This is a genomic window from Bradyrhizobium sp. USDA 4510, assembly GCF_054059095.1.
The window spans coordinates 8,142,822-8,166,812 of sequence record NZ_JBSSBT010000001.1; the positions used below are offsets into that span (position 1 = coordinate 8,142,822).

22 protein-coding genes, 1 tRNA gene and 2 pseudogenes are annotated in these 23,991 nt (G+C 64.4%); 10 read left to right on the forward strand and 15 right to left on the reverse strand.

Translation table 11 applies throughout. The annotated features are described in order from the left end of the window. The first annotated feature begins 260 nt into the window (after nt 1-260). Nucleotides 261-1,505: an IS4 family transposase gene (locus ACVMDN_RS37860; RefSeq protein ID WP_253626092.1), complete on the forward strand. Its 1,245-nt coding sequence runs from the start codon at nt 261-263 to the stop codon at nt 1,503-1,505. A gap of 88 nt (nt 1,506-1,593) precedes the next feature. Here the strand turns inward: ACVMDN_RS37860 and ACVMDN_RS37865 are convergent, their stop codons facing one another. The 4 genes from ACVMDN_RS37865 to pheS all read right to left on the reverse strand — a co-directional run bounded on the left by ACVMDN_RS37865 (nt 1,594) and on the right by pheS (nt 7,220). Continuing rightward, the gene (locus ACVMDN_RS37865; RefSeq protein WP_076833748.1) at nt 1,594-2,538 is read right to left on the reverse strand and encodes an MBL fold metallo-hydrolase; all 945 of its coding nucleotides are present in this window, start codon (nt 2,536-2,538) and stop codon (nt 1,594-1,596) included. A 35-nt stretch (nt 2,539-2,573) separates the two neighbouring features. After that, nucleotides 2,574-3,350, reverse strand: a complete 777-nt coding sequence (locus tag ACVMDN_RS37870) for a sulfite exporter TauE/SafE family protein (protein ID WP_076833750.1) — start codon at nt 3,348-3,350, stop codon at nt 2,574-2,576. Nucleotides 3,351-3,565: 215 nt separating this feature from the next. Next, on the reverse strand, nt 3,566-5,974 hold the full coding sequence (gene pheT / locus ACVMDN_RS37875; RefSeq protein ID WP_076833752.1) for a phenylalanine--tRNA ligase subunit beta: 2,409 nt from the start codon (nt 5,972-5,974) through the stop codon (nt 3,566-3,568). A gap of 163 nt (nt 5,975-6,137) precedes the next feature. Continuing rightward, on the reverse strand, nt 6,138-7,220 hold the full coding sequence (gene pheS / locus ACVMDN_RS37880; protein WP_076833859.1) for a phenylalanine--tRNA ligase subunit alpha: 1,083 nt from the start codon (nt 7,218-7,220) through the stop codon (nt 6,138-6,140). A gap of 207 nt (nt 7,221-7,427) precedes the next feature. Here pheS and ACVMDN_RS37885 point away from each other — a divergent pair, with 207 nt between their 5' ends. Continuing rightward, entirely contained in the window at nt 7,428-7,838 is a 411-nt protein-coding gene (locus tag ACVMDN_RS37885; RefSeq protein WP_057020377.1) for a hypothetical protein, read from the forward strand. Between the two features lie 17 nt (nt 7,839-7,855). Here ACVMDN_RS37885 and rplT read toward each other — a convergent pair whose 3' ends face one another. The 3 genes from rplT to infC all read right to left on the reverse strand — a co-directional run bounded on the left by rplT (nt 7,856) and on the right by infC (nt 9,462). Then, on the reverse strand, nt 7,856-8,215 hold the full coding sequence (gene rplT, locus ACVMDN_RS37890; protein ID WP_018269297.1) for a 50S ribosomal protein L20: 360 nt from the start codon (nt 8,213-8,215) through the stop codon (nt 7,856-7,858). A gap of 74 nt (nt 8,216-8,289) precedes the next feature. Then, on the reverse strand, nt 8,290-8,490 hold the full coding sequence (gene rpmI / locus ACVMDN_RS37895) for a 50S ribosomal protein L35 (RefSeq protein ID WP_008539890.1): 201 nt from the start codon (nt 8,488-8,490) through the stop codon (nt 8,290-8,292). A 432-nt stretch (nt 8,491-8,922) separates the two neighbouring features. After that, a complete protein-coding gene (gene infC / locus ACVMDN_RS37900; RefSeq protein WP_026192043.1) occupies nt 8,923-9,462 on the reverse strand; it encodes a translation initiation factor IF-3 in 540 nt (179 codons plus the stop codon). A 228-nt stretch (nt 9,463-9,690) separates the two neighbouring features. On the opposite strand from infC, the gene ACVMDN_RS37905 reads away from it, so the two are divergent. Both ACVMDN_RS37905 and ACVMDN_RS37910 read left to right on the forward strand, forming a co-directional pair. Continuing rightward, a complete protein-coding gene (locus ACVMDN_RS37905; protein ID WP_076833754.1) occupies nt 9,691-10,485 on the forward strand; it encodes an alpha/beta hydrolase in 795 nt (264 codons plus the stop codon). A gap of 178 nt (nt 10,486-10,663) precedes the next feature. Then, complete coding sequence (locus tag ACVMDN_RS37910; RefSeq protein WP_076833756.1) at nt 10,664-11,131, forward strand: nuclear transport factor 2 family protein; 468 nt, start codon at nt 10,664-10,666, stop codon at nt 11,129-11,131. A 150-nt stretch (nt 11,132-11,281) separates the two neighbouring features. Here ACVMDN_RS37910 and ACVMDN_RS37915 read toward each other — a convergent pair whose 3' ends face one another. The 3 genes from ACVMDN_RS37915 to ACVMDN_RS37925 are packed head-to-tail and all read right to left on the reverse strand — an operon-like array spanning nt 11,282 to nt 13,945. Next, nucleotides 11,282-12,079, reverse strand: coding sequence for an acyl-CoA thioesterase domain-containing protein (locus tag ACVMDN_RS37915; RefSeq protein ID WP_057020380.1), 798 nt, complete (start codon nt 12,077-12,079; stop codon nt 11,282-11,284). 34 nt (nt 12,080-12,113) lie between these two features. After that, the gene (gene queG, locus ACVMDN_RS37920) at nt 12,114-13,304 is read right to left on the reverse strand and encodes a tRNA epoxyqueuosine(34) reductase QueG (RefSeq protein WP_076833758.1); all 1,191 of its coding nucleotides are present in this window, start codon (nt 13,302-13,304) and stop codon (nt 12,114-12,116) included. Next, a complete protein-coding gene (locus ACVMDN_RS37925; RefSeq protein WP_057020382.1) occupies nt 13,253-13,945 on the reverse strand; it encodes a glutathione S-transferase family protein in 693 nt (230 codons plus the stop codon). Before ACVMDN_RS37925 ends, queG begins: the two co-directional genes overlap by 52 nt. A 263-nt stretch (nt 13,946-14,208) precedes the next feature. On the opposite strand from ACVMDN_RS37925, the gene ACVMDN_RS37930 reads away from it, so the two are divergent. Continuing rightward, nucleotides 14,209-15,015: an undecaprenyl-diphosphate phosphatase gene (locus ACVMDN_RS37930; protein ID WP_028341730.1), complete on the forward strand. Its 807-nt coding sequence runs from the start codon at nt 14,209-14,211 to the stop codon at nt 15,013-15,015. 269 nt (nt 15,016-15,284) lie between these two features. Here ACVMDN_RS37930 and ACVMDN_RS37935 read toward each other — a convergent pair whose 3' ends face one another. After that, nucleotides 15,285-16,253 carry a complex I NDUFA9 subunit family protein gene (locus ACVMDN_RS37935; RefSeq protein ID WP_076833759.1) on the reverse strand — a complete coding sequence of 323 codons (969 nt, stop codon included), beginning with the start codon at nt 16,251-16,253 and terminating at the stop codon, nt 15,285-15,287. Between the two features lie 146 nt (nt 16,254-16,399). On the opposite strand from ACVMDN_RS37935, the gene ACVMDN_RS37940 reads away from it, so the two are divergent. Beyond that, nucleotides 16,400-16,486: transfer RNA gene (locus ACVMDN_RS37940), tRNA-Leu, on the forward strand. A 116-nt stretch (nt 16,487-16,602) separates the two neighbouring features. Here the strand turns inward: ACVMDN_RS37940 and ACVMDN_RS37945 are convergent. From ACVMDN_RS37945 to styA, 3 genes are all read right to left on the reverse strand, one after another. Beyond that, nucleotides 16,603-16,791 carry a hypothetical protein gene (locus tag ACVMDN_RS37945; protein WP_141340868.1) on the reverse strand — a complete coding sequence of 63 codons (189 nt, stop codon included), beginning with the start codon at nt 16,789-16,791 and terminating at the stop codon, nt 16,603-16,605. Nucleotides 16,792-16,965: 174 nt separating this feature from the next. Continuing rightward, nucleotides 16,966-17,493, reverse strand: coding sequence for a flavin reductase family protein (locus ACVMDN_RS37950; RefSeq protein WP_076833763.1), 528 nt, complete (start codon nt 17,491-17,493; stop codon nt 16,966-16,968). 129 nt (nt 17,494-17,622) lie between these two features. Then, a complete protein-coding gene (gene styA, locus ACVMDN_RS37955; protein ID WP_057020386.1) occupies nt 17,623-18,873 on the reverse strand; it encodes a styrene monooxygenase subunit StyA in 1,251 nt (416 codons plus the stop codon). Between the two features lie 93 nt (nt 18,874-18,966). Between styA and ACVMDN_RS37960 the strand changes: the two are divergent. Together ACVMDN_RS37960 and ACVMDN_RS37965 are read left to right on the forward strand one after the other, a co-directional pair. Continuing rightward, nucleotides 18,967-19,863 (forward strand): annotated as a pseudogene (locus tag ACVMDN_RS37960) (LysR family transcriptional regulator). 255 nt (nt 19,864-20,118) lie between these two features. Then, nucleotides 20,119-21,329: pseudogene (locus tag ACVMDN_RS37965) on the forward strand (GNAT family N-acetyltransferase). A 40-nt stretch (nt 21,330-21,369) separates the two neighbouring features. Here the strand turns inward: ACVMDN_RS37965 and ACVMDN_RS37970 are convergent. Further along, the gene (locus tag ACVMDN_RS37970; RefSeq protein ID WP_076833765.1) at nt 21,370-22,635 is read right to left on the reverse strand and encodes an MFS transporter; all 1,266 of its coding nucleotides are present in this window, start codon (nt 22,633-22,635) and stop codon (nt 21,370-21,372) included. Nucleotides 22,636-23,081: 446 nt separating this feature from the next. On the opposite strand from ACVMDN_RS37970, the gene ACVMDN_RS37975 reads away from it, so the two are divergent. Both ACVMDN_RS37975 and ACVMDN_RS37980 read left to right on the forward strand, forming a co-directional pair. Beyond that, nucleotides 23,082-23,594: a hypothetical protein gene (locus tag ACVMDN_RS37975; RefSeq protein WP_141340869.1), complete on the forward strand. Its 513-nt coding sequence runs from the start codon at nt 23,082-23,084 to the stop codon at nt 23,592-23,594. 50 nt (nt 23,595-23,644) lie between these two features. Continuing rightward, on the forward strand, nt 23,645-23,926 hold the full coding sequence (locus ACVMDN_RS37980; protein ID WP_076833769.1) for a hypothetical protein: 282 nt from the start codon (nt 23,645-23,647) through the stop codon (nt 23,924-23,926). The last annotated feature ends 65 nt before the right edge of the window (nt 23,927-23,991 follow it).

A 23,991-nucleotide genomic window follows, 5' to 3' on the forward strand; every position in this document is an offset into this window, starting at 1 on the left:
CTGCCGCACGACAGATGTCGTCCCTGCGAAAGCACTAGCGTGTCTACACGGTTTTGGGGCGCGACAGATTGACTCGGTGCAGCAAGAAGTGGCGTCTCTGCAGCATGTTGTATGATTCTCTCACTGGCGCTTTGATTCGAAGGAGCGCCAGCGATGCAGCCGGATTTGTCTTTGGGTGAGTTCGGGGACGTTCGTCTCGACAAAAGGGGGCGACGCTTCTCCGGGCTATGCTTTGCACGCGCAGCGTCTGCTTGCGCCAGATGGCCCGGGGCGATTGGGCTGCCAATATGACGTTCTGGCGGTTTGTGAACAACCCCCAAGTCACGATCGATAAATTGATTGAGGGCTGGAACACGCAGACGCGGACTGCGGTCAGCGGGCGTCATGTGCTGGCGATCCAGGATACGAGCGAGGTCAAGTTCCAGACCCAGGCGGGACGGCGGCGCGGGCTGGGCAAAGTCGGCAAGGGCAATGCTCGCGGCGTGCTGTTGCATGCGATGATGGCGGTGGATGCCGACAGCGGGGTCTGTCTTGGCCTTACTGGCGGCAACGTTTGGACGCGCAAAGGCAAGGTAAAAATCCCGCATGAGCGGCGCGCCTTGGCCGACAAGGAGTCGGCGCGCTGGGTGACGGCCGCCGAGCAAGGCCGCGACGTCCTGGCAGATGCCCGCATGATCACCGTCGTCAACGACCGCGAGGGGGATTTCTTTGCTCACTGGGCGCTGACGCCAGCTGAGAATGTCCATCTTCTGTCGCGTGCCATGCACGACCATGCGCTGGTCGATGGCGACACACTTTATCAGGCGGTCGAGCGGAGCCGCTTCTGCGACAACGCGGTGATCGATCTGCCGCAGCGAATGGATCGGCGCGGCCGGCAGGCCCATCTCTCGATGCGCTTCGGAACCGTCGTGCTCAAGCGGCCGCAGAGGCCCGGCGTCACCGACTTGGCGGAGGGCATCAAACTCAGCTTCGTAGAAGTGGTCGAGTTGCATCCGCCGAGAGGTGCGGAGCCCATTCGCTGGCTGCTCCTGACCACTCATCCGGTCGCCACCGTTAAAGACGCCTGGCAGATCGTCTCCTGGTACCGCCAGCGCTGGATCATTGAGCAACTCTTTCGCTCGCTGAAGAGCCAGGGTTTGCGCATCGAGGATAGTCAGATCGAGAGCGCCGAAGGCCTGATCAAGCTCGTGGCGGTCGCCACCAGAGCGGCATGTATCGTCATTCAACTCGTTCAGGCCCGCAACAGTGGCGAAGAATTGCCGGCTGAATTTGTCTTCACCGCAGAAGAGATCGAGACGCTCAGGGCCATCAACAAAACCATGAAAGGTCGCACCGAGCTTCAGAAAAACCACCATCGCCCCAACACTCTTGCTTGGGCGGCATGGATCATCGCAAAACTCGGCGGATGGACCGGCTACGCCTCCCACCGTCCACCTGGACCAATCACCTTCCACACCGGAATGGCCCGCTTCCAAATCCTCGCAAATGGCCCGACAAACGTGTAGATGCACTAGTGCTTTCGCAGGGACGGCACCGAGTATGTTGCGCAGCAGGTGGTCATGAATCCGCATTCTCGCGACATGATTTGTCCGATCACACCGGCAGCTTCAGCTCCATTAGATCCTTGGCCACCACGATGCGGCCGGAATAGTTCTTCTTCACGTCCCTCGTCCAGTCATCGTCGGTGACCTGCCGATCGTCGCCGGGGACGAAGTGACTGAGCACCAGCGTCTTCACGCCGGCGGCGGCTGCGATGCGGCCGACGTCCTCGGTCGAGGTGTGGCTGTCGAGCAGATGCTTCTTCAGCGTGGCGCCGTTCTTGGTCGTGGCGACCAGGCGATCGACCGCGGGGACATAGAGACATTCGTGCACCAGCACGTCGACGCCCTTGGCAAATTCGGCGAGCTTCGGGTTGTAGGCGGTGTCGCTGGAGAACACGATGGTGCCGTCCGGGGTCTCGAACTTGTAGGCGAAGTTATCCGTGATCGGCGGATGCGGCGTGCGGAACGCGGTCACGGTGACGTCCGATGTCTTCAGCACCACACCGTCGTCCCTGATGTCTTTCGCGATCAGCAGCTTGCGCGGGTCCGGGCGGCCTTCGTCCTCGATCCGGGTCTCGACGTCGAACTTGTTCAGCTCCCAATATTCCTTGGTCATCGCCTCGATGCCCTTGGGGCCGAACGAATGGATCGGCGTCGAGAGGCCGGCCGCCCAGGCGTTGTAGAACAGATTGCCGTATTCCAGATTGTGATCGGAATGATGATGGCTGATGAAGATGTACTTGACCTGCGGGATCGGCACGCCCGCGCGCACAAGCTGGCGGCTGACGCCCATGCCGCAATCGATCACGAACGGGGTATCGTTGACGACGACGAGATTGGCAGGGTTCGAAGCGCCGTTGCCGACGCGCGGCCCGCCCTTGGTGCCGAGGAACACGATGCGGGTCCGCGCCTTGTCGGTTTGCGCGCGCACGCCCGGTGCCGCGAGCACGGCGGCGCTGCCGAGCGCCAGTTTCAATGCGTTGCGGCGATCGATCATCGGTGTCTCCCTGGTCTCTTTTTTGTGCTGCGACCCTAGCCGCCGCGCAGGATGCCATCAAGCGCCGGCAGGCCGACGATGACGGCAGCCGCGATCAGCGCGTAGCAGATCGCGCGAAACACATTTTCGCTCGCCTTGCCGAACAGCGCGGCGCCGAACCAGACTCCGATGCCGTAGATCGGGCCGACGATCAGCGAGAACTTGACCGATTCGATCGTGATCAGGCCGGTGAACCAGTAGCTGACCAGCGAGAAGAAGTCCGAGGCACCGAAGAACAGCACGATATTGGCGCGCGAGATCACCGACGAGATCGGGCGGCCCAGCCAGTAGGCGACGATCGGCGGGCCGCCGGTCTGCGCGAGGCCGCTGCAGAAGCCGGAGAGGCCGCCGACGCCGACGGAGAGGGCGACGTGCTCCTTGCCGTGATAGCGCCAGCCCGACAGCAGCAGTGCGAGCAGCACCGCGACGAAGCAGGAGATGATCCAGCGCGTCGTGACAGGCTCGAGCACGGTCAGGAAATAGGTGCCGATGGGGACGCCGACCAGCGCGCCGGCGACCATGACCGCGGTCGCCTTGCGGTCGGCGTGGGTCCAGGCGTTCGGCAGCAGCGGCGTGGCGGCGATGAAGTCGATGACGAGCAGCAGCGCCGCCACCAGCCGCGGCGCCGCGACGCTGCTCGCGAGCGGCATGAAGATCAGCGCCGAGCCGAAGCCCGAGAAGCCGCGCGCCGTGCCCGACACGAAGGCGATCGCGCAAATCGCGAGCGCGATGCTGGTCGAGATGTCGGAGGGGATCAGGCTGAAGGAGGTCATGAAAGGATAACGAGATTCGACTAGCTGGCTGGCAACTCAAAGCGCCCCTACTCAGACCCGTCATCCCCGCGCAAAGGTTTCGCCTTTGTCGCTGGAGGTGCGAGCAGAGCGAGCCTCGAAGGATGCACGGCCACAGGCGGGGCCGTCGACCCTTCGAGACGGCCGCTACGCGGCCTCCTCAGGGTGACGGTGCAATAGACCGCCTGTGGTTCACATCACCCGCGCAGCGTGCCGCCGGTCTTCTTGGTCACATCGGCGACGACCTTGGCGGCGACCGCGTCGATCTCCTGGTCGGTCATGGTCTTCTCGCGCGGCTGGATCGTCACCGCGATCGCGATCGACTTCTTGTCGGGGTCGATGCCCTTGCCTTCGTAGACGTCGAACACGGTCACATCAGTGATCAGCTTCTTGTCGACATTCTGCGCCGCGCGGACGATGTCGCCCGCCTTGACGCTGCGATCGACGATGAAGGCGAAGTCGCGCGACACCGGCTGGAATGCCGAGAGCTCCAGCACCGGCTTGGCGCGCGTCGCCCGCTGCTTGCCTTGCGGGATGCGCTCGAGGATCACCTCGAACACGATCATCGGGCCGTCGGCGCCGAGCGCCTCGGCCGCACGCGGATGCAGCTCGCCGAAAGTGCCGAGCACGTTCTGCGGGCCGATCTGGATGGTGCCGGAGCGCCCCGGATGCAGCCAGGCCGGACCGCCGGGGACGATCTGCAGCGCCTGCATCGGCGCGCCGGCGGCCGCCAGCACGGCGAAGGCGTCGGCCTTGGCATCCATCGCATCCGCCGCAGCCGAGCCGGCCCAGTGCCGCCCGATCCCCTTCGACGAGGCGAAGCCATGGCGCACGCCGGAGGCGGCGACCAACTGGTCCTCCGGGCGGTCGCCGCGGAACACCTGGCCGACCTCGAACAGTGCCACATCGGGATAGCCACGATTGATGTTGGCCTGAACCGCCGCGACGAGGCCCGGCAGCAGGCTCGGCCGCATGTCGGAAAGATCGGCCGCGATCGGGTTGGCAAGCACGAGCTCGCTCTGGCCGCCGCCGAACAGTTTTGCCGCGTCATTGGTGATGAACGACCAGGTCACGGCTTCCACCATGCCGCGCACGCCGAGCGCGCGCTTGGCACGGCGGGTGCGCAGCTGCATCGGCGTCAGCACCGGCTTGCGCGGCTCCTCGCCGCGCTCGAACGGCGTCATCGGCACCTTGTCGACGCCGACGATGCGCACGATCTCCTCGACGATGTCGGCCTTGCCGTGCACGTCGGTGCGCCAGGACGGGATCGCGATCTTCACCACGGGGCCGTTGCCGGCCAGCATGAAGCCGAGCCGGGTGAGGATCAGCTTCACCTCGACCAGCGGCACCTCGATGCCGGCGAGGCGCTTCACTTCACTGAGCGGGAAGTCGATGACGCGATCCTCGCCGAACTGCTTGCCGACCACGACGTTCTCGGACGGCGTGCCGCCGCACAGCGCCAGCACCAGCTTGGTCGCGAGCTCGAGCCCGGGCACCATGAAGGCCGGATCGACGCCGCGCTCGAAGCGATAGCGCGCGTCCGAATTGATGCCGAGCTTCCGGCCGGTCTGCGCGATGTTGATCTCGTTCCAGAGCGCCGATTCGATCAGCACGTCGGTGGTGTTGTCGTCGCAGCCCGAGGCTTCGCCGCCCATGATGCCGGCGAGCGATTCGACGCCGTGCTCGTCGGCGATCACGCAGATGTTGCTGTCGAGCGTATAGGTGCGGCCGTCGAGCGCGAGCAGCGTCTCGCCGTCCTTGGCGCGGCGGACGGTGAGGTTGCCCTGCACCTTCTTGGCGTCGAACACGTGCAGCGGGCGGGCGCGGTCGTAGGTCATGAAGTTGGTGATGTCGACCAGCGCGTTGATCGGGCGCAGGCCGATCGAGGTCAGCCGCTTCTGCAGCCATTCCGGCGACGGGCCGTTCTTCACGCCGCGCACCAGCCGCAGCGCGAAGCCCGGACACAGCGTGGCGTCTTCCACCTTCACCTCGACCGGGCAGGGGAATTCGCCCTTGATCGGCCTGATGCCGGGGTCTTTGAACTTGCCCATGTCGGCGGCGGACAGATCGCGCGCGATGCCGTGCACGCCGGTGCAGTCCTGCCGGTTCGGCGTCAAATTGATCTCGATGGTGGGATCGCCGAGCCCGGCCCAGTCGGCATAGCCCTTGCCGAGCGGCGCGTCCGCCGGCAGCTCCATGATGCCGTCGTGATCCTCGGAGATCTGCAATTCCGCCGCCGAGCACAGCATGCCGCGGCTCTCGACGCCTCTGATAGTGCCGACGCCGAGGGTGATGTTCTTGCCGGGGATGTAGGTGCCGGGCGGCGAGAACACGCTGATCAGCCCGGCTCGCGCATTCGGCGCGCCGCACACCACCTGCACCGGCTCAGCCCCGTCGCCGGTGTCGACCATGCACACGCGCAGCCGGTCCGCATTCGGATGCTGCTCGGCCGAGATCACGCGCGCGATGGTGAACGGCGCGAGCGCCTTCGCCTTGTCCTCGATGTTCTCGACTTCGAGCCCGATCATGGTGAGCTTGTCAGCGAGCTTGTCGAGCGGCTCGTCGGTCTCGAGATGTTCCTTCAGCCAGGAGAGGGTGAACTTCACGGCTGCATGCCTCGGTTCTTGTTGGTGTTGACTAGCGTGCTTGCGACGGCGGCAGGGCTCCCTCCCCCTTTGCGGGGGAGGATTGGGGAGAGGCGTAAGCCACTTGCTCGGAAGGACGTTGCGCTGTCGGAGAGAGCGCGACGTAGGTCAAGGAGAACCTGACTCACGTACTCAGCCCTCCCGCGATCGACGGGATGTCGAGCGGCTTGAAGCCGTAGTGGCTGAGCCAGCGCACGTCGCTGTCGAACAATTGGCGCAGGTCGGCGATGCCGTATTTCAGCATCGCGATGCGGTCGATGCCCATGCCCCAGGCAAAACCCTGGTAGACGTCGGGATCGAGGCCGCAGGCGCGCAGCACGTTGGGGTGCACCATGCCGCAGCCGAGAATCTCCAGCCAGTCCTCGCCCTCGCCGAAGCGGATCTCGCCCTTGTCGCGGCGGCACTGGATGTCGACCTCGAGCGACGGCTCGGTGAACGGGAAGAACGACGGCCGGAACCGCATGTTGATGTGGTCGACCTCGAAGAACGCCTTGCAGAACTCGTGCAGGATCCATTTGAGGTGGCCGAGATGCGAACCCTTGTCGATCACGAGGCCCTCGACCTGATGGAATTGCGGCGTGTGCGTCGCGTCGGAATCGATGCGATAGGTGCGGCCCGGGCAGATCACGCGGATCGGCGGCTGCTGGGTCAGCATGGTGCGCACCTGCACCGGCGAGGTGTGGGTCCGCAGCAGCATGCGCGAGCCGTCCTCCTTCGGGTTGAAGAAGAAGGTGTCGTGCATCTCGCGCGCCGGATGGCCTTCGGGGAAGTTCAGCTTGGTGAAGTTGTAGTCGTCGGTCTCGATGTCGGGACCTTCGGCGACCGCAAAGCCCATGTCGGCGAAGATCGTGGTGAGTTCGTCCCAGACCTGGCTCAACGGATGGATGCGGCCGGTCTCCGCCGGCGCCTCGCGCAGCGGCAGCGTGACGTCGATGGTCTCGGCGGCGAGGCGCGCATCGAGCGCGGCCGCTTTCAGCACGTCGCGCCTGGCCGCGAGCGCCTGCGTCACCGCATCCTTGGCGAGGTTGATCTTCGCGCCTTCGGTCTTGCGCTCCTCCGGCGACATCTTGCCGAGGGTGGCGAGCAAGGCCGAGATCGAGCCCTTCTTGCCGAGCGCCGAGACGCGGACCGCCTCGAGGGCGGCCTCGTCAGCGGCTGAGGCGATCTGGTCGAGGATGGATTGTTCGAGCGTTGCGAGGTCGGACACGGTCAATTCCTGCGCTTGAGCGGAGCATGATCCGGTGGGAAGAACCGCTACCCGAACCGGTACCATGCGCCAAAATTCGGCTGGGTTGTCGCCGCCCGAAGGCGGTAACGTCAAGCGAAAAGCCGGTCATTTCGAGCCGGTGGCCGGCAGCATTGAACCCCGCGCGGAGGCCGGGCTACCCAAGGGGAGTTCAAGGAGGCCCACGCGATGTTGCTGCGATCTTGCCTGGCCGTGCCGGCGGTGCTGTTGATGCTCACCACGGCGCATGCCGCGACCGAGGAATGTCCCGCCAAATCGACCCAGATGGACGACATCATCGCGGAGCTTCAGAAGGCGCCGAGCTGCAACCGCGCGATGAAGATCTTCGAGGCGTGCGAATACGGCGCCAGCGGAGACGTCCAGTTCGGCGCCGTGGTCGAGAAGAGGTGCGAGGGGGACTTCCTGTCCGGCCTCGGAGCGTCGCAGAAGAAGGCCTATGCCGGCCAGCTCAAGCGCTGCGACCACAAATACGACCACGAAAGCGGCACCATGTACCGCTCGTTCACGGCGTTCTGCCGGGCGATCGTCGCCCAGCGCTATTCGCAGAAGGCGCTGAAGGCGGGCCCCAAATCGCGTTAGGGCCGCCCCGCCAGGATTCAGGCGGCCAGCGCGGCCTTGGCCTTCTCGGCGATCGCCTGGAACGCAACCGGCTCGTGGATCGCGAGATCCGACAGCACCTTGCGGTCGACGACGACGCCCGACTTGGAGAGGCCGTTGATAAACACGCTGTAGGTCATGCCGAACGGACGGACCGCGGCGTTGATGCGCTGGATCCAGAGCGCGCGGAAGGTGCGCTTCTTGCGCTTGCGGTCGCGGAAGGCGTACTGGCCGGCCTTTTCGACGGCCTGCTTGGCGACGCGGATGGTGTTCTTGCGGCGGCCGTAATAGCCCTTGGCGGCCTTGTAGACTTTCTTGTGCTTGGCGTGAGCGGTCACACCGCGTTTGACGCGAGACATGACGGAAATCCTTGATCTGGAAGAGGTGACGGGGCGCCGCGCAGTCGCGGCGAGGGTTCAAGCGATCGGTGCGATCAGGCGTTCGGCAAGAAGTACTTCTTGACGTTGTCGCCGTCGGTCTTGAACAGCACGCGGGTGCCGCGGAGCTGACGGATTTGCTTCTTCGTCCGCTTGATCATGCCGTGGCGCTTGCCGCGCTGGGCGTGCATGACTTTGCCAGTGGCGGTCACCTTGAAGCGCTTTTTAGCGCCCGACTTGGTCTTCAACTTGGGCATTTGGCTCTCCTGTCGCACAGCACGAAAATCGCCCCGAGAGGCGTCCGGCCGGCTAAAATGCTCGTTAGAGCGTTGAAAGTGCTAAGGTTTTTTCCGAATTGAAAGAACCTGCACCAGACGTCGCCACGGCAGCCCTTGATCAGCCGGGCGGCGAAGGCCCGGCTTATGACAGAGGATCGGCGGTTTTGCAACGTTTGCGGCGCGAAATCGGGGTCGGAACCGTCTTCCCCTTCCCCCTGAAAGGGGGAAGGTCGGGATGGGGGTCAGCCGCAAGCGATCCCGTCTGCGGGGGCACCAGATCCCCACCCGCTTTGCTCGGCGAGCAAAGCGACCTCCCCTTTTCAAGGGGAGGTGGATCCGGGCTACGGAAACGAAACAGCCCGCCAGATCGCCTGACGGGCCATTTCATTTCAACAAAGCGACAAATTCGAACTAGCGTGGCGCCAGAACCATCACGACCTGGCGGCCCTCGAACTTCGCGTCCTGCTCGACCTTGGCGAATTCGGCGACGTCGGCCTTCACCTTGTCCAGCAGCTTGGTGCCGATCTCCTGGTGCGCCATCTCACGACCGCGGTAGCGCAAGGTGATCTTGACCTTGTCGCCTTCCTCGAAGAAGCGCTGCATCGCGCGCATCTTCACGTCATAGTCGTGATCGTCGATCATCGGGCGGAGCTTGATCTCCTTGATCTCGACGACCTTCTGCTTCTTGCGAGCTTCGGCAGCCTTCTTCTGCGCGGAATACTTGTACTTCCCGTAGTCCATGATCTTGCAGACGGGAGGGCTGGTATTCGGCGAAATCTCGACGAGATCCATGCCGGCTTCCATGGCCATCTTGATGGCCACCATGGTTTCGACGGTGCCCTGATTGACACCCTCCGCATCGATCAGCTGGATCTGTGCGTTGCGAATCTCGTCATTGGTGCGCGGCCCTTCTTTGGCGACTGTGGGCGGGGCTCTATTGGGACGGCGAATGGGTAACTCTCCAAAGTTGTGAAAGGGAAGGCGGATATTTTGAAGCAAGATGCTGCAACGGGCAAGCGAACTCGCTTCTTAAGCGGCAAAACCGCCAATTGCGAGGCATTTTGGCCACGCCCGGCACATATAGCGGGCTCGTCTGCTCCGCAAGGCAGGGGTCGCAGCCGTTGACCGGTGCCGCGCGACAATTGAAAAGCAGATGCCTGACACGCGAGTGACCGAACCATGAGCCAAACCGCCGCATCGGAACAGGAACCTGCCTTCATCGAGGTCGGCGAGGGCAGCGAGGCGCGCCGGATCGCGGTGCGGGCCCGTGCCGGCAGCAATCCCGGGCTGTTCTGGCTCGGCGGCTTCAAGTCCGACATGGCCGGCACCAAGGCGCTGGCGCTCGATGCGTGGGCGGCCGAGCACGGCCGCGGCTGCGTCAGGTTCGACTATTCCGGCCACGGCGAATCCGGCGGCGATTTCGCCGACGGCACCATCGGCCGCTGGCTCGAGGAGAGCGTGGCCGTGTTCTCGCAGTTCTGCAGTGGGCCGCAGGTCGTGATCGGGTCCTCGATGGGCGGCTGGATGGCGCTGCTGCTCGCACGCGAGATTGCCAGGCGCGGGAACGGGAAGGCACAGCTCGCCGGCCTCGTGCTGATCGCGCCGGCGCCCGACTTCACCGAGGAGCTGATGTGGAAGGCCTTCTCGCCGGAGGTCCGCGCCGAGATCGAGGCCAAGGGCATGTGGCTGCGTCCGTCCGACTATGGCGACGGCACGCCCTATCCGATCACACGCAATCTGATCGAGGAGGGCCGCAAACATTTGCTGCTCGGAAGCAAGATCGACGTCGGCTGCCCGGTGCGCATCCTGCAGGGCGCGCAGGATCCCGACGTGCCGTGGAAGCACGCCTTCGCGCTGGTGCACCGCCTGCCGGCTGAAGATGTCGTGCTCACCATGATCCAGGACGGCGACCACCGCTTGTCGCGTCCGCAGGACATCGCCCGCATCATCGCCGCGGTGGCGGAGATCGGCTAAGCTTTTTTCCTTCTCCCCTTGTGGGAGAAGGTGGCGCGGACGATGTCCGCGCCGGATGAGGGGTTCTCTCCGCGGACACAGACCCCTCACCCGTCTCGAATGAGCTCTCGCTCATTCGATCCACCCTCTGCCACAAGGGGAGAGGGAAGAAGAAGCGAGGAGCCGGGAGAGACTACCAATGGACACGACAACAATGCTGCGCGCGTTCTGCGACGCGGTCGAACAGCGCAACGGCAAGGCCTTCGCTAGCCTTTTCACCGAGGACGGCGTCTATCACGATGTGTTCTACGGTGCCTTCAAGGGCCACGGCAAAATCGGCGAGATGATCGACGACTGGTTCTACCGGACCGCGACCGATTTCCGCTGGGTGATGCATGATCCCGTGAGCGATGGCACGACGCTCTACGCGCGCTACACGTTCAGCTACCGCTCGACCTTGCCGGAAGCCAAGGGCGCGCGTGCGATGTTCGAGGGCGTCGCGATCATGCGGCTGCGCGACGGCAAGATCACGGAGTACCACGAGGTCGCCAACACCGCGCCGGCCTTCGTCGATTTGAACTTCGCGCCGAAGCGGATCGCCAAGATCGTCGGCAAGCAGGGCGCGGAGCTGAAAGCGCGGCCGGAGATGCAGCGGCATCTGGCTTAGTCTAAGCCTCAATCCCCCCGTCGTCATTCCGGGGCACGCGAAGCGCGAACCCGGAATCCATTTCTCCGTTGGTCTTTACGGCCCGATGGATTCCGGGTTCGATGCTGCGCATCGCCCTCAGGTGCGCAATTGCGCACCGGGGAATGACAATCATGGCGGCGGCGGATTGGTCATCGGCTTGCGCTGGGCGAGCGCGGCCACCGTGGAGGTGCCGATCGGACCCTTCTCGTCATAGAGCCAGCATTCGCCGATCGCGATGCCGTCCGTGGCGTGATGGTTGACCACCTCGAAGCCGATCCAGTTGGTCACCGGCAAGCGATGCAGATAGATCGTGACGTCGCTGTTGATGTAGCCGAGCCCCTGGTCGCCGGCATTGGCGAAGGGGCTGGCGAAATCCGCGCCGGTCGCGACATGGACGAACGGCGTCATCTTCACGCCCGCGACGAGCTCGCGCACCTCGCTCATCCAGAGCCGGCGCTCGCCGAGCGAGCCCATATGGCCGACGATCGGCCGCGTCTCCCATTTGCCGTTCATGCCGAGCCTCGGATCGGTCGGCTTCGGAATGTCTGATGGCGCCGGCACGTTCCAGTTCGGCGGCGACCACACATTGCCGGGGGCATTTTCCGTCCGGCGCAACAATTGGCAGGAGGCGCGCGCCATGCTGGTGCCGCCAGAGACAAACTCGGCCTCGATCATCTTGATGCGCATGCCGTCGCGCACGAGCTTGGTCGTCACCTCGATCGGCGTCGTGATGCTGGGCAGCCGGAACATGTCGACCGTCAGCCGCGCCGGGACGAATTCGTCGGAGCCGTGGCGCTCCTCGATGACGAAGGCGAGGAGGCCGATCACGACGCGGCCGTGCAGGGATTCCGGACTCCACGGTCCGTTCGCAACGGCCGTCGGCATGAAGCCGTCGCCGTGCCTGGTGAAGAAGGGCTGGTTTGTCATGGCGTGCGACCATGACGGGAATGGCGCGATGAAATCAAGAGGCGGTGGCCGCGCGCCACTCCTGCTGCACGGTGACGTCGCGCTCGCCGCCAGCCCGCGACGCCAGCGCCGCGAATGCTTCGCGGGCGGTCAGTTGCGACAGCGCCCACACCGCGGCGCCGCGCACCAGCGGGCTCGCGTCGTCGAGCAAACGCCGCGCTTCGCCGACAAGGCTTGCGTCACCGGAGTTGCCGATCGCGATCAGCACATTGCGGATGAAGCGGTCGCGGCCGATGCGCTTGACCGGCGACTTTGTGAACAGCGCGCGGAAGGCGGCATCATCGAGCCGTGCGAGATCGGCAAGCGCGGGCGCCCGCAGCGCATCGCGCGCGGCGAGCTTCTGCTCGCGCCCCGCTTGCGCGAACTTGTTCCACGGACACACCGCGAGACAATCGTCGCAGCCATAGATGCGGTTGCCGATGCTCTTGCGGAATTCGTGCGGGATCGGACCCTTGTTCTCGATCGTCAGATACGAGATGCAGCGCCGCGCATCGAGCTTGTAGGGCGCGGGGAACGCCGCGGTCGGACAGATGTCCTGGCAGGCGCGGCAGCTGCCGCAATGATCGGCCTCGGCAACATCGCGCGGCAGCTCGGTAGCCGAATAGATCGCGCCGAGAAACAGCCACGAGCCGAATTCGCGCGACACGAGGTTGGTGTGCTTGCCCTGCCAGCCGATGCCGGCTGCCTGGGCAAGCGGCTTCTCCATGACAGCGGCGGTGTCGACGAACACCTTCACCTCATCGCCGGTGATCGTGGCGAGCCAGCGCGCCAGGACCTTCAGCCGCTTCTTGATCACGTCGTGATAGTCGTCGCCCTGCGCATAGACCGAGATCGCGCCATGCGACCGGCGTGCAAGGATGTCGAGCGGGTCGTCGTCGGGCCCGTAATTGACGCCGAGCATGATGATCGAGCGCACGCCGCCCCACAGCACGCGCGGATCGGTGCGCCGCTCCGGATTGGCCGCGAGCCAGTCCATGTCGCCATGGCCGCCGGAGCCGAGGAATTCGAGGAAATATTTTCCGGGCTCGCTGGTCGCATCAGGCGCGGTGAAGCCGACGGCGTCGAAGCCGAGCGCATGCGCCTCGCGCTGAAGCGCTGCCTTGAGATCGGAAGGGGAGAGCCTGACCGCCGGGTTCAGAAGTCGAGATCCACATAGGTGCGCGACGCCGGCACCCCCGCCAGCCATTCGCTGAGCAGCGGGCGGAACGACGGGCGGGACTTCACCCGCGCGTACCACGACTTTGCCGCGTCGTCCTCGCTCCATGGCACGTCGCCTAGATAGTCGATCGCCGAGAGATGCGCCGCGGCGGCGAGATCCGCGTAGGTCAGGCGGTCGCCGGCGAGATAGTTCCGCGTCTTCGCCAGCCAGCCGATATAGCTCAGATGGTAGCGCACATTGACCTTGGCGGCGCGCATGATGTCGGGCGCCGGCGGGCCGCCGCCATTATCCTCGCTCATGAACCGCTTGTAGATCCGCTCGGTCACCAGCGGGTTGGAGGCTTCCTCGAAGAATTTCTCGTTGAACCACGCCATCAGCCGGCGCACCTCGACGCGCTCGGCCGTCGACGTCGGCAACAGCCGCCGATCGCCGGCATCGAGGCCGTGCGTCTCGTCGACATATTCGGCGATCACAGGCGCACCCGGAATCGGCGGAAAGCTCTCGGCGATCAGCACCGGCGTGGTGGCTGCCGGATTGAGCGCCAGGAACGCCTCGCGCCGTTCCCACACCCGTTCCTCCACAAGGCGCAAATCGAGCCCATACTCGCCGAGCACGAGCCGAATGAAGCGCGAATGCGGACAGAACGGATGGTGATACAGCGTGTACATGAAGCCCTTGGTAGTTTCGCGGCGCTTAAGAAATCATCAACCTGTGCGGTCTGGACCTGTGCTTTGGCCAGACTAGTTCCGGTCGTCTCTATGTCGCGTCAGCACGCAAACCGGTAGCCATCCCCGCAGATGGTGCGGGTCACAAAAACGCTATAGCTCAGCAAATCGGCCGGGTAACCCATTGTTTGACGATTTTTTGCGATTGCGGCCAATGTACGAATAAGCGAGAAGAATCCCGTTTTCCACACAGGGCAGGCCACAACATGATGACGGATATGCTGCGGGCGGTGATTCTCGGCATCATCGAGGGCGTCACGGAGTTCCTGCCAGTCTCCTCGACAGGCCACCTGCTGCTTGCGGAGCGCTTCTTCAATCTGGGCGAAGGCAATTTCTGGAAGAGCTTTGCGATCCTGATCCAGCTCGGAGCGATCCTCGCGATCCTTGCGCTCTACTTCGTCAAATTGTGGCGCGTGGCGCTCGGAATGTTCACCAATCCCGACGACCGCCGCTTCGTGATCGGCGTGCTGGTGGCGTTCCTGCCCGCGGTCGTGATCGGCCTGATCGCCGGCAAATACATCAAGGAGTTCCTGTTCAATCCGTGGGTGGTCTGCTTCACGCTGATCGTCGGCGGCGCCGTGCTGCTGTGGGTCGATCAGCTCGATCTCAAAGTGTACGAGGACGATGCGACCCGCTTCCCGCTGCTGATGTATTTCTGGATCGGCGTCGCGCAGTGCCTGGCGATGATTCCCGGCGTGTCGCGCTCGGGCGCCAGCATCGTGGCCGCGATGCTGCTCGGCGCCGACAAGCGCTCGGCGGCGGAGTTCTCGTTCTTCCTCGCGATCCCGACCATGGTCGGCGCGTTCGCCTATGATTTCTACAAGAACCGGGCCGACTTCACCTCCGACAATCTCAGCGTCATCGCGGTCGGCTTCGTGGTGTCGTTCATCACGGCGATGATCGTGGTGCGGGCCTTCCTCAATTTCGTCACCCGCCGCGGCTTCACCTTCTTCGCCTGGTGGCGCGTGATCGTCGGCACGCTCGGCCTGATCGCGCTGGCGATGGGACGGTAAGGCGCGACGGACACCATCCCATCACCGCCACCCTGAGGAGGCCGCAAAGCGGCCGTCTCGAAGGGCGACGGCCCCGATCCCGGCCGTTCATCCTTCGAGGCTCGCACCTCCAGCGACAAAGGCAAAGCCTTTGCGCGGGGATGACGGGGAAGGGCTTGGTAGCGTGGGAAAAACGTAGTGGTGCCGTGCCGGCTCGCGCGGAGCCTGTCATCGGGCGCGCGTTCGCGCGACCCGTTGGCTTGGCCGGGACGACAGGTGGAGAGAGCTGCCTACGCGCTCTTCTTCTGGAACTGACCCGTCGCGCGGAAGCGCCAGAGATATTGCGGGGCGATCGCTTCCATCGAATCCGGCGAGATGCCGAGGCCTGCGAAGGTCAGGCCGGCGGCCTTGGCGGCGTCGGACACCACATTGTCCGAACGCAGCATCTCGACCTGGTCCGGCGTCAGCGTGAACGGCCCCGGCGCGAACTGCAGGAAGTACGACTGGAACTTGGCGAGGCCGAACGGTAGCGGCGCCAGCATGCGATCGCGCTGGGTGATCTTGAGGATGATCTGCATCACCTCGCGCATGGTCAGCACTTCCGGCCCGCCGAGCTCGTAAGCTGCGCCCTGCTTCGCCTCGCCGTCCACGGCATGGACCACGGCGTCCGCGACGTCGCCGACATAGGCCGGCTGCACCGTGTTGACCCCGCCGCCGACCAGCGGCAGCACCGGTGACATCCGTGCCAGCGCCGCAAAGCGGTTGGTGAACTGATCCTCGGGCCCGAACAGCAGCGACGGCCGCATGATGGTGGCCGACGGCAACGCCGCCAGCACCGCTGCCTCGCCGCCCGCCTTGGCGCGGAAATAGCTCGAGGGCGAATCCGCGTCGGCCCCGATCGCCGAGACATGGACCATCCGCCCGTCGGCCGCGGCCGCCGCCTTGGCGATGGTCTCGGCGCCCTTCACCTGCACGGCATCGAAGCTCTGCCCACCGCCCTCGGCCAGGATGCCGACCAGGTTGATGGCGATATGCGAATCACGCATCGCCGCCTCGACCGAGGCCGGGTAGCGCACATTGGCCTGGACGGCATGGATCTGCCCGACCCGGCCGAGCGGCTGCAGATGGCCGGCTAGCTCGGGCCGCCGCACCGCGACTCGGACGCGGTAATCGCGCTTGCAGAGCGCCCGGACCACGTTCCGCCCCAGAAAACCCGATCCGCCGAAGACCGTGACCAGCGTGTCCAGGTTCGATGCCATGGGGTGATTCCTGTGGGATTCGAGAGCGATTGACGTAGGTTAACCGTCTGGCGATACGCCATCGGCCTTATCCTGTACAGGGTATTTGAATTTCCAATCGCGAATTTGACAAGCGCGCAACCGATCCTTACTAAGCCGCTCCACATGCCCAGGTGGCGGAATTGGTAGACGCGCTGGCTTCAGGTGCCAGTGGCTTAACGGCCGTGAAGGTTCGAGTCCTTTCCTGGGCACCACCCCCTTTTAAGCGATTGAAATCGCTCAGTATCCGGGGGGTGGGTGCGGGCAAGCCATCACCCAGCGAGGGTAGAGGCGAGACAGCGATTCTACCGTTGGCCCTCATTTCTCGTCGTTAGACGCGACGGACGTATTCTCGTTCGATCCAAATCGAGTGCATGTAGCTGGACTCCTCGACCACCTCGCCGACTTCGAGTTCGACCAGTTCTCCCTTGAGATCGACGGTCGGAAAATGGCGGCCGAGACACCTCGTGAAGAATGTCCGCGTTCCCGTGTATTCCGGTAGCGAATCTGGAATCGCCACGACTTCGACTCTGTCCCCGATCTTCATTCCACCATCTCAGGACGGGCTTGACGAGCTTGGCAGGCACCCTGCTCAGCTGGCGCTTGCGATCGTTCCCCCGTGGCGCCACCGCTCCAGTGCGCCGCAAATTTCGGGTTCTCCAGGGGTCGTCGCGCGAAGGCTTCGCGCTTCGCCTTAGATCGCCCATCCGTCGGCGGGATAGGCGACTGCCTCCGCGGGCTCGATCGTCATGCCGAGCCCGTTGCAGAATCGGCTGGAATAAAAGGCGAGCGGGGAACCGTCTCGCTGCCGGCACCAGCGGACCTCGCCAATGAACAGCGTGTGGTCGGCGACGTCAATTGACCGGACCACGTCGCAAGCGAACTGGGCGATCGCTTGCGACAGGACGGGAAACTCTTCCCGGTTGACCAGCGATGGCGAGCTTTCGGCCTGCGGCCTGCCGGAGAAGTGCGCGCAGAGTGCGAGATCTTCCGCGTGAAGGACATTCACGGCGTAACGCTTCGAATCCATGATCGCCTGCCAGGTCCGCCCTCGCATCACCGAGACCAGCACGGTCGGCGGTTTGGTGGAGACGGTCGTGAAGCTGTTGGCCGTCATGCCGACCGGAGTGCCGTCGCGGTCGATGCTCGCCACGACTGTCACGCCTGTGGGGAATCGCGCAGCGGCCGCCCGGAAGCTCGCCGGATCGGGATGCGGGTTCATCGATCGCGCTCCATGGCGAAACCGCAAGAGGTCGCGCCTTTCGGCGTGTGGTTCGAGAGATGGTTTGTCGGCACGCAGTCGCGGCCTGGTGCAAGTGGACCGTACGGCCGGCTCGCGATCATTGTTGCGTCAGGCAGCGAGCGGCGCGCGCCTGTCGATCCAAGCGTGGATGCGCTTGTCGGTCGCGACACGATCCCACTGACGCTCCGGGTAGTTGAAATTATCGGTGAACTCGTCGCAGAGTTCTCGGTCCTGCGCCATGGTGAGGATCAGCCGACCCATCGCCTCGGACGGCGGCCGCAGCATCAGATTCGTCCAGCGCGCAGCCGCGAACACGCGATTTTCGCGGGCGCGATCCACCTCCTCAACGAAGCGTGCGTCGAAGGCCACCGTTTCCACGATCGCCTTGCCGAGTTCGAAGGCGGCGTAGGAGGCGATGTTGGCGCCTTGGCCCATCAGCGGGTCGACCACTGAATGTACGTCGCCCAGCGCGACGGCGAATTTCTCACCATCGAAGGCGACCGACGATTGCCGCACGGTCGGCACCACCGCGCCTTGCAGCAGGTCGAGCGGCTGGGCAAGCCCGAAGCGATGGGTGTCGATCCGGTTGTAGGTGTGCGGATGATGCTTTTCCAGCTTGTCGAGAATTGTCTGGCGGAAGGCTGCAGGGTCCGCGTCGTAGCTCAGCGAGACCAGATCGGCCATGTCGCCGCCGGGAATGTTCTCCATCAGGAGCGCCGTCTTCATGCCGCTGAATGACAGCGTCGGAATGACGATCATCTCGCCATGTCCGGGCGACACCGAGAGCGTGACACCGCGCGGGTCGTCACCGTCCGGGCTGCCGTGATCGACGCCGTCATAGAGGCCCACGCAGAGCAGGCGCTGTGGCTGGCTGTAGGGGGACAACTCCGGCCGATGGGCGAACATTCGCCCGAGCGCACCTTTGCCGGTCGACACGACGAGAAGGTCAAAGCGTGAAACCAGAGCCGGGATGTCGTCGTCCTGGATGCTGGCATATTCGATGCTGCCGCCGCGATGCTCGAAATCCCTCATCAGCGCGGGCAGGTACATGCGGTAATCCACTGCCCGGCTCGGCTTCTTGAACGCGCCGCGAAACAGCAGCCCGTTGCCTGGGAAATTAAAGAAATGGTCGTGGTGGTGGTAGATCGTGGCGGCGTCATCCCAATGGTTCACGCCTAGTTCGTTCTCACGCGCGATGGTGACGCTGTGATGGGCGACCGTGTTCATCAGCCGCGCCGAGGCGTACTGCTCCGGAGTGCGGTCGGTCAGCACCGTCGCCTGGATCCCATGCTGTTGGAGATAAAGAGCCAGATGCAGGCCCCCGATTCCGGCGCCGACGATCCCGATCGATTTGTTCATTGTTGATCCTCCCTGGTTACCGAGAGGCTAGACCGGATCGACTGTGTCCATGTAGGGAATGATAAGAATATTACAAATTCCTGGGAGGAATGCATGGATCGAATCGATGCGCTGCAAACCTTCATTCGCGTGATGGAGGCCGGCAGCTTCAGCCAGGCCGCGAGCGATCTGGGCCTCGGACAGCCGGCCATCAGCAAGCGCGTGGCGTTGTTGGAGGCGGAGTTCGGCTGCCGGCTGTTCGTCCGCACCACGCGCAAGGTTCGTCCGACGCCGTAGGCCGATCGCGTGCTCAAGCTCGCCAAGGATATCGTCGCGCTGTTGGAAAGTGCCAGCACGCCGGCGCAGAGCCGGGTTCGCAGTCCGTCGGGGACCTTGCGGATCACTGTGCCGACCTCGTTCGGTCGCTACTTTTTCCGCGGCATTTTCGCAGAGTATCTTCGCCGCTATCCCGACGTGCGGCTCGATGCGAGCTTCACCGAGCAGTTCGTAGACCTGGTGGAGACCGGGACGGAGCTGGCAATTCGGATCGGAATGCTGAACTCCAGCTCGCTGGTGGCGCGGCGCGTCGGCACCATCAAGCGCCTCCTGGTGGCGGCCCCTTCACTGCTCGCACGGCATCAAGCCCCGCTCCTCCCCGACCATCTGCGCCGCATGCCGAGCGTAACGTATTCACGCTTGTCGCCGCGGAATCAGTGGACGTTCGAAGCCGAGACCGGCCGCCATGTGGTCGAGATCGCGCCGTCCATGACCTGCGACGACGCCGACGTGATGACGCTCGCGACGGTTGAGGGGCTCGGCGTCGCGGTCCTGCCAAGCTGGTGCGCCGTCGAACACATCGCCGCAGGCCGGCTTGTTCATCTGCTGCCGGATTATGCGGTACCATCGCTACCGATGCATCTCGTCTATCCTGACCCGCATTGGATGTCGCACCGCGCGAGACTATTCCGCGATCTGATCATTGAGCGTGCCGACATGTTTGCGATTGGCTGAACACGTCGGCCGATGCTGGGAATTTGAGAACGCCGGCGATCGCCGCCGCAGCCCCTGCCGTCACACGATCCGTCGGCCCGCGCGTCGCGCGAAGCGACAGCTTCATGACCAACGAATAAACGATGGAGGTAATCCCAGTTCTCTCGTCCTGCGGCATTTTGCCAATTTTGTCCCGACATCGAATTACGCTCAGATCGGGCGCCGACTGGACGGCCCCAGCCGCGCTCCGACTATGCACCACGACAGAGCTTGGCGATGATCGCGATCGAAAGCCGGACGGCGCGAGCTCAATCAGCGCGCATCGCCGCCGTCGACGTCGTCCAAGATCTCGACGCCGCCGAGATGATCTGGCGGAGTCTTGAGAACTCGAGTCATTCCATCACGCCCTTTCAGCGGTTCGACTTCCTCGCCCCGTGGCAGCGTGAGGTCGGTGAGCGCGCGGGCCTGTCGCCTTTCATCGTCATCGCGCGTGACGGCGATGGCCAACCACGGGGCTTGCTGCCGCTCGCCCTGCAAACGGCTCTCGGCGTGCGCCGCGCGAGCTTCATGGGCGGCGAGCACGCAACTTCAATATGGGCCTGTGGGAGCGTGGGTTGGCCTTGGGTGCCACGAAGGCCGATCTCCACGCATTCATGGCGATGCTCGCCAAGCGTGACAAAGTCGACGTGCTGGCGTTGCGCCAGCAGCCGGCGCAGTGGCGCGGCGTGCAAAACCCGCTGGCGCTGCTGCCTCATGAGCCCCTGGTCTTGAACTGCCCGATGCGCACAATCGAGCCGGGCGCAACGGCCGCGAACCTGACCGGCAATCCCTCCCGCCGCATGAAGCTCAAGCAGCGCAAACTGCCGGAGCTGACCGGCTACCGCTATCACGTTGCCTCCACTGATGCCGATATCGCCCGCCTGCTCGACTGGTTTTTCCGCGTGAAGTCGGAGCGGTTGGCCGAGCGGAAGGTGTCCAACGTGTTCGCCGAACGCGCCGTGGAGAAATTCATCCGCGCCGCCTGCACGACAAGGCTGTCCCACGGCGGCCGTGTCATCGAAATCCATGCGCTCGAATGCGACGAGGAAGTGATCGCGATCTTCGCCTTGGCTGCCGATGGCCACCGCTTCTCGACGATGTTCAACACCTACACTTTGTCAGACAACGCGAAATTCAGTCCCGGCCTGCTCCTGATGCAGGAAATCATCCATCATTTTGCCGGCCGGCACTATCGCGCCTTCGACTTCGGCCTCGGCTCGCATGAGTACAAGCGGCTGTTCTGCAAGGACGACGAGCCATTGTTCGACAGTTTCATTCCGCTCACCAGGCTCGGCCGACAGGCCGCCGGAGTGATGTCCGCGGTGGACCGCACCAAGCGGCTGGTGGAACACCACCCGAAGCTCCGCGGTGTTGCGCAGCGCCTTCGCAAGGCCTTGCTTGACAAAGCATTCTGCGCAATTCCTCTCGTTTCCTCGCTTCAAATGTAGCTGCCGAAGCCTGCGTAGCCGGAACGAGCGGCCCCTGCCGTCACACGATCCGCCGGCCCGCGCGTCGCGCGATCGGCTGCTGCACGAAATACATCGCGATCATCGAAATGATGGTCGTTGCGACGACGATGTAGCCCAGCCGGTCGAAATGCAGCAGCGAACCGTCGGGATTTTCCGCGATGATCGCCGCCGCAAAGACCGAGCCCAGCCCGCCCGACAGCTGCTGCACCGAGGCCGAGATCGCGCTGAACGATCCGCGCTGGCTGGCGTCGGGAATCGCCGACATCAGGGCCTGGGACGGGATCATGCGCGAGAAGATGCCGATGAACATCAGCACATTGACCAGGATCGCGGTCAGCAGCGAGACGTGGCCGAGGTTGGTGTAGATCAGCACCATGATGACGGACACCACGCAGCCGAACACGAAGGTCGGATATTTGCCGAACGCATCGCTGGCGCGGCCGACCAGCGGCCCGATGATGATGCTGAACAGGCCCGAGACGAGATAGATCGTCGGCAGGTGGACGATGTCGATGCCGAGATTATGCACCGTGAAGGCGCTGCCGAACGGCATCAGCATGAAGCCGCCGGTCGCGAGCAGCGTGGTCACCAGGAAGGCCAGCGTGTAGCGCGGCTGGCCGACGGTCGCGATCAGATGGCGGAACGGATTGCTGTCGTGCTGCAATTTGAGATGGGCATCGACCGGGTGCATCGCGATCGCAATCGCCGCGATCGCGGCAATCGACAGGCCGACGATGGCCACGAAGCAGATGTGCCAGTTCCAGTGATTGGCCAGGAACAGGCCGGCCGGGACGCCGAGCACCTGGCTCGCGGCGAACGCCGTCTGCAGGATGCCCATGGCGCGGCCGCGCTGTTGCAGCGGGAACAGGTCGGTGACGATGGCAAGCACGACGGAGCCGATCACCCCGCCGAACACGCCGGTGACGATGCGGCCGAGCAGCAGCACGTGGAAATTCTGCGCCAGCGCGCAGAGCACGGTGCCGAGCATGAAGCCGACATAGAAGAACAGCAGCAGCCGCTTGCGGTCGAAGCGATCGGCAAAGCCGGCGGCGAGGACGCCGGAAATCCCGGCCGCGAACGCGTAGGCCGAGACCGCGACGCCGAATTGCCCGGCCGTGATGTTCAGCGACGGCATCAGGATGGCGCCGAGCGGCGACATGATGATGAAGTCGAGGATCAGCGTGAATTGCGTGAAGGCGAGCAGCGCGATCAGGAACGATTGGTAGCGCGAGAAGCCGCGCTCCTGCTGGTCGTCGATCGGCGCGGCGATGGTTTGGTCGGACATAAGGCTCATTTCATTTGGGACGGCGGGTTCGGGCTGGCAACAAATAGGGTCGGCGCGGCCCGATTTCATGGGGCGCGCGGGCAACAGTTCCCTCGAAATTGAACGCGTCGCGGCAATGACTTGGCCCCGACTTGGCCGCGTGCCCACGTCGAACTTGGCGAGAAAATGGGGACAGCGGCGCACCCGAGACGCCATGGCGATTTTGTTTCCGGTTGTGTCGGTCGATAACTGCAACGGGTGAATGCTGTACTTCACAACCTTGAAAGCGTGCGCACGTCAAGGATGTGAATCATGCGGATGCATCTCATGGTTCCGTCTGTGGCGACCGCGCAACAGGTCGCTGCAAATCGTTTCAAGTTTGAATGGAGCGATCGGCGGAGCTGAGAGCGGGGCGGGGGTGGCGGGAGGCCGGGGGCTCGGCTTCGCGCCGACGTTGGAGTAAGGGCATGGTTTCCTCGCGGCTCGCGGCGATCCTGTCGTGCACGGCTCTAAGTGGCGGTTGCCTGTTGTCCACGTCGCCGGCGTTTGCCGCCTGCGACAGTCTCGCGCCGGCGAGCGGGCAGACGGTAACCTGCTCGACCGCAGCGCCGAATCCCTCGCCGGCCGGCGTGCAGGCCGCTGCCGGCAGCTCGAACGTCACCGTGAACGTGCTGCAGGGCGCCGGCATCACGCCCGGCGCCGGAGCGACCGCGATCGGGCTTGTCTCCGGCAGTGCCGCCACCAATAACGGCACGCTGACCATCAGCGGCGGTGGCACCGGCATCTTCGGCAGCGGCGACGGCAACGTCTTCACCAACGGCGCGTCGGGCGTGATCACGACCTCGGGCGCCGGCAGCAATGTGATCGCCGCCAGCAGCAACGGCAACACGCTGATCAACAACGGCACGATCACGACGCAGAGCGGCACCTCGCGCGGCCTTGCCATCACCGGTCTCACGCAGCACACAACAACACGCTGATTAATACCGGGACGATCACCTCCCAGGGCCCGCAATCGCACGGCCTTTATGTGCAGACCGGCGACAGCAACACCTTCACCAATAGCGGCACCATCACCACGGCCGGCGCAGGCGCCCGTGCGATCTTCTCCGCCGGCCAGTTTGCGACCATCACCAATACCGGCACGCTGCTCACGACCGGTGGGGACGCGGGCGGCAGCGCCAACAACACCGTGTTCATGCAAGGCAATGCGGGCGTGTTGCGCAACAGCGGCATGATCGAGGCGCGCGGCGTCAATGCCGACGGCGTGTTCTCCAACACCGCCGGATCGTCGTTCACCGCCCGCATCTAGAACCTCGCCGGCGGCAAGATCATCAGCCAGGCGGGACCCGCGATCCGCACGCTCAACGGCGCCAC

Bases quoted from the DNA above. Each gene is read 5' to 3' on its own strand.
- ACVMDN_RS37910 (WP_076833756.1), top strand. From the start codon at position 10,664: ATGGACACGACAACAATGCTGCGCGCGTTCTGCGACGCGGTCGAACAG.
- ACVMDN_RS37870 (WP_076833750.1), bottom strand. From the start codon at position 3,350: ATGACCTCCTTCAGCCTGATCCCCTCCGACATCTCGACCAGCATCGCG.
- ACVMDN_RS37975 (WP_141340869.1), top strand. From the start codon at position 23,082: ATGGTTTCCTCGCGGCTCGCGGCGATCCTGTCGTGCACGGCTCTAAGT.
- ACVMDN_RS37950 (WP_076833763.1), bottom strand. From the start codon at position 17,493: ATGAACCCGCATCCCGATCCGGCGAGCTTCCGGGCGGCCGCTGCGCGA.
- ACVMDN_RS37885 (WP_057020377.1), top strand. From the start codon at position 7,428: ATGTTGCTGCGATCTTGCCTGGCCGTGCCGGCGGTGCTGTTGATGCTC.
- ACVMDN_RS37865 (WP_076833748.1), bottom strand. From the start codon at position 2,538: ATGATCGATCGCCGCAACGCATTGAAACTGGCGCTCGGCAGCGCCGCC.
- ACVMDN_RS37930 (WP_028341730.1), top strand. From the start codon at position 14,209: ATGATGACGGATATGCTGCGGGCGGTGATTCTCGGCATCATCGAGGGC.
- ACVMDN_RS37925 (WP_057020382.1), bottom strand. From the start codon at position 13,945: ATGTACACGCTGTATCACCATCCGTTCTGTCCGCATTCGCGCTTCATT.
- ACVMDN_RS37905 (WP_076833754.1), top strand. From the start codon at position 9,691: ATGAGCCAAACCGCCGCATCGGAACAGGAACCTGCCTTCATCGAGGTC.
- ACVMDN_RS37915 (WP_057020380.1), bottom strand. From the start codon at position 12,079: ATGACAAACCAGCCCTTCTTCACCAGGCACGGCGACGGCTTCATGCCG.
- ACVMDN_RS37970 (WP_076833765.1), bottom strand. From the start codon at position 22,635: ATGTCCGACCAAACCATCGCCGCGCCGATCGACGACCAGCAGGAGCGC.
- ACVMDN_RS37860 (WP_253626092.1), top strand. From the start codon at position 261: ATGGCCCGGGGCGATTGGGCTGCCAATATGACGTTCTGGCGGTTTGTG.
- ACVMDN_RS37935 (WP_076833759.1), bottom strand. From the start codon at position 16,253: ATGGCATCGAACCTGGACACGCTGGTCACGGTCTTCGGCGGATCGGGT.
- rpmI (WP_008539890.1), bottom strand. From the start codon at position 8,490: ATGCCCAAGTTGAAGACCAAGTCGGGCGCTAAAAAGCGCTTCAAGGTG.
- queG (WP_076833758.1), bottom strand. From the start codon at position 13,304: ATGGCTGGCGGGGGTGCCGGCGTCGCGCACCTATGTGGATCTCGACTT.
- styA (WP_057020386.1), bottom strand. From the start codon at position 18,873: ATGAACAAATCGATCGGGATCGTCGGCGCCGGAATCGGGGGCCTGCAT.
- rplT (WP_018269297.1), bottom strand. From the start codon at position 8,215: ATGTCTCGCGTCAAACGCGGTGTGACCGCTCACGCCAAGCACAAGAAA.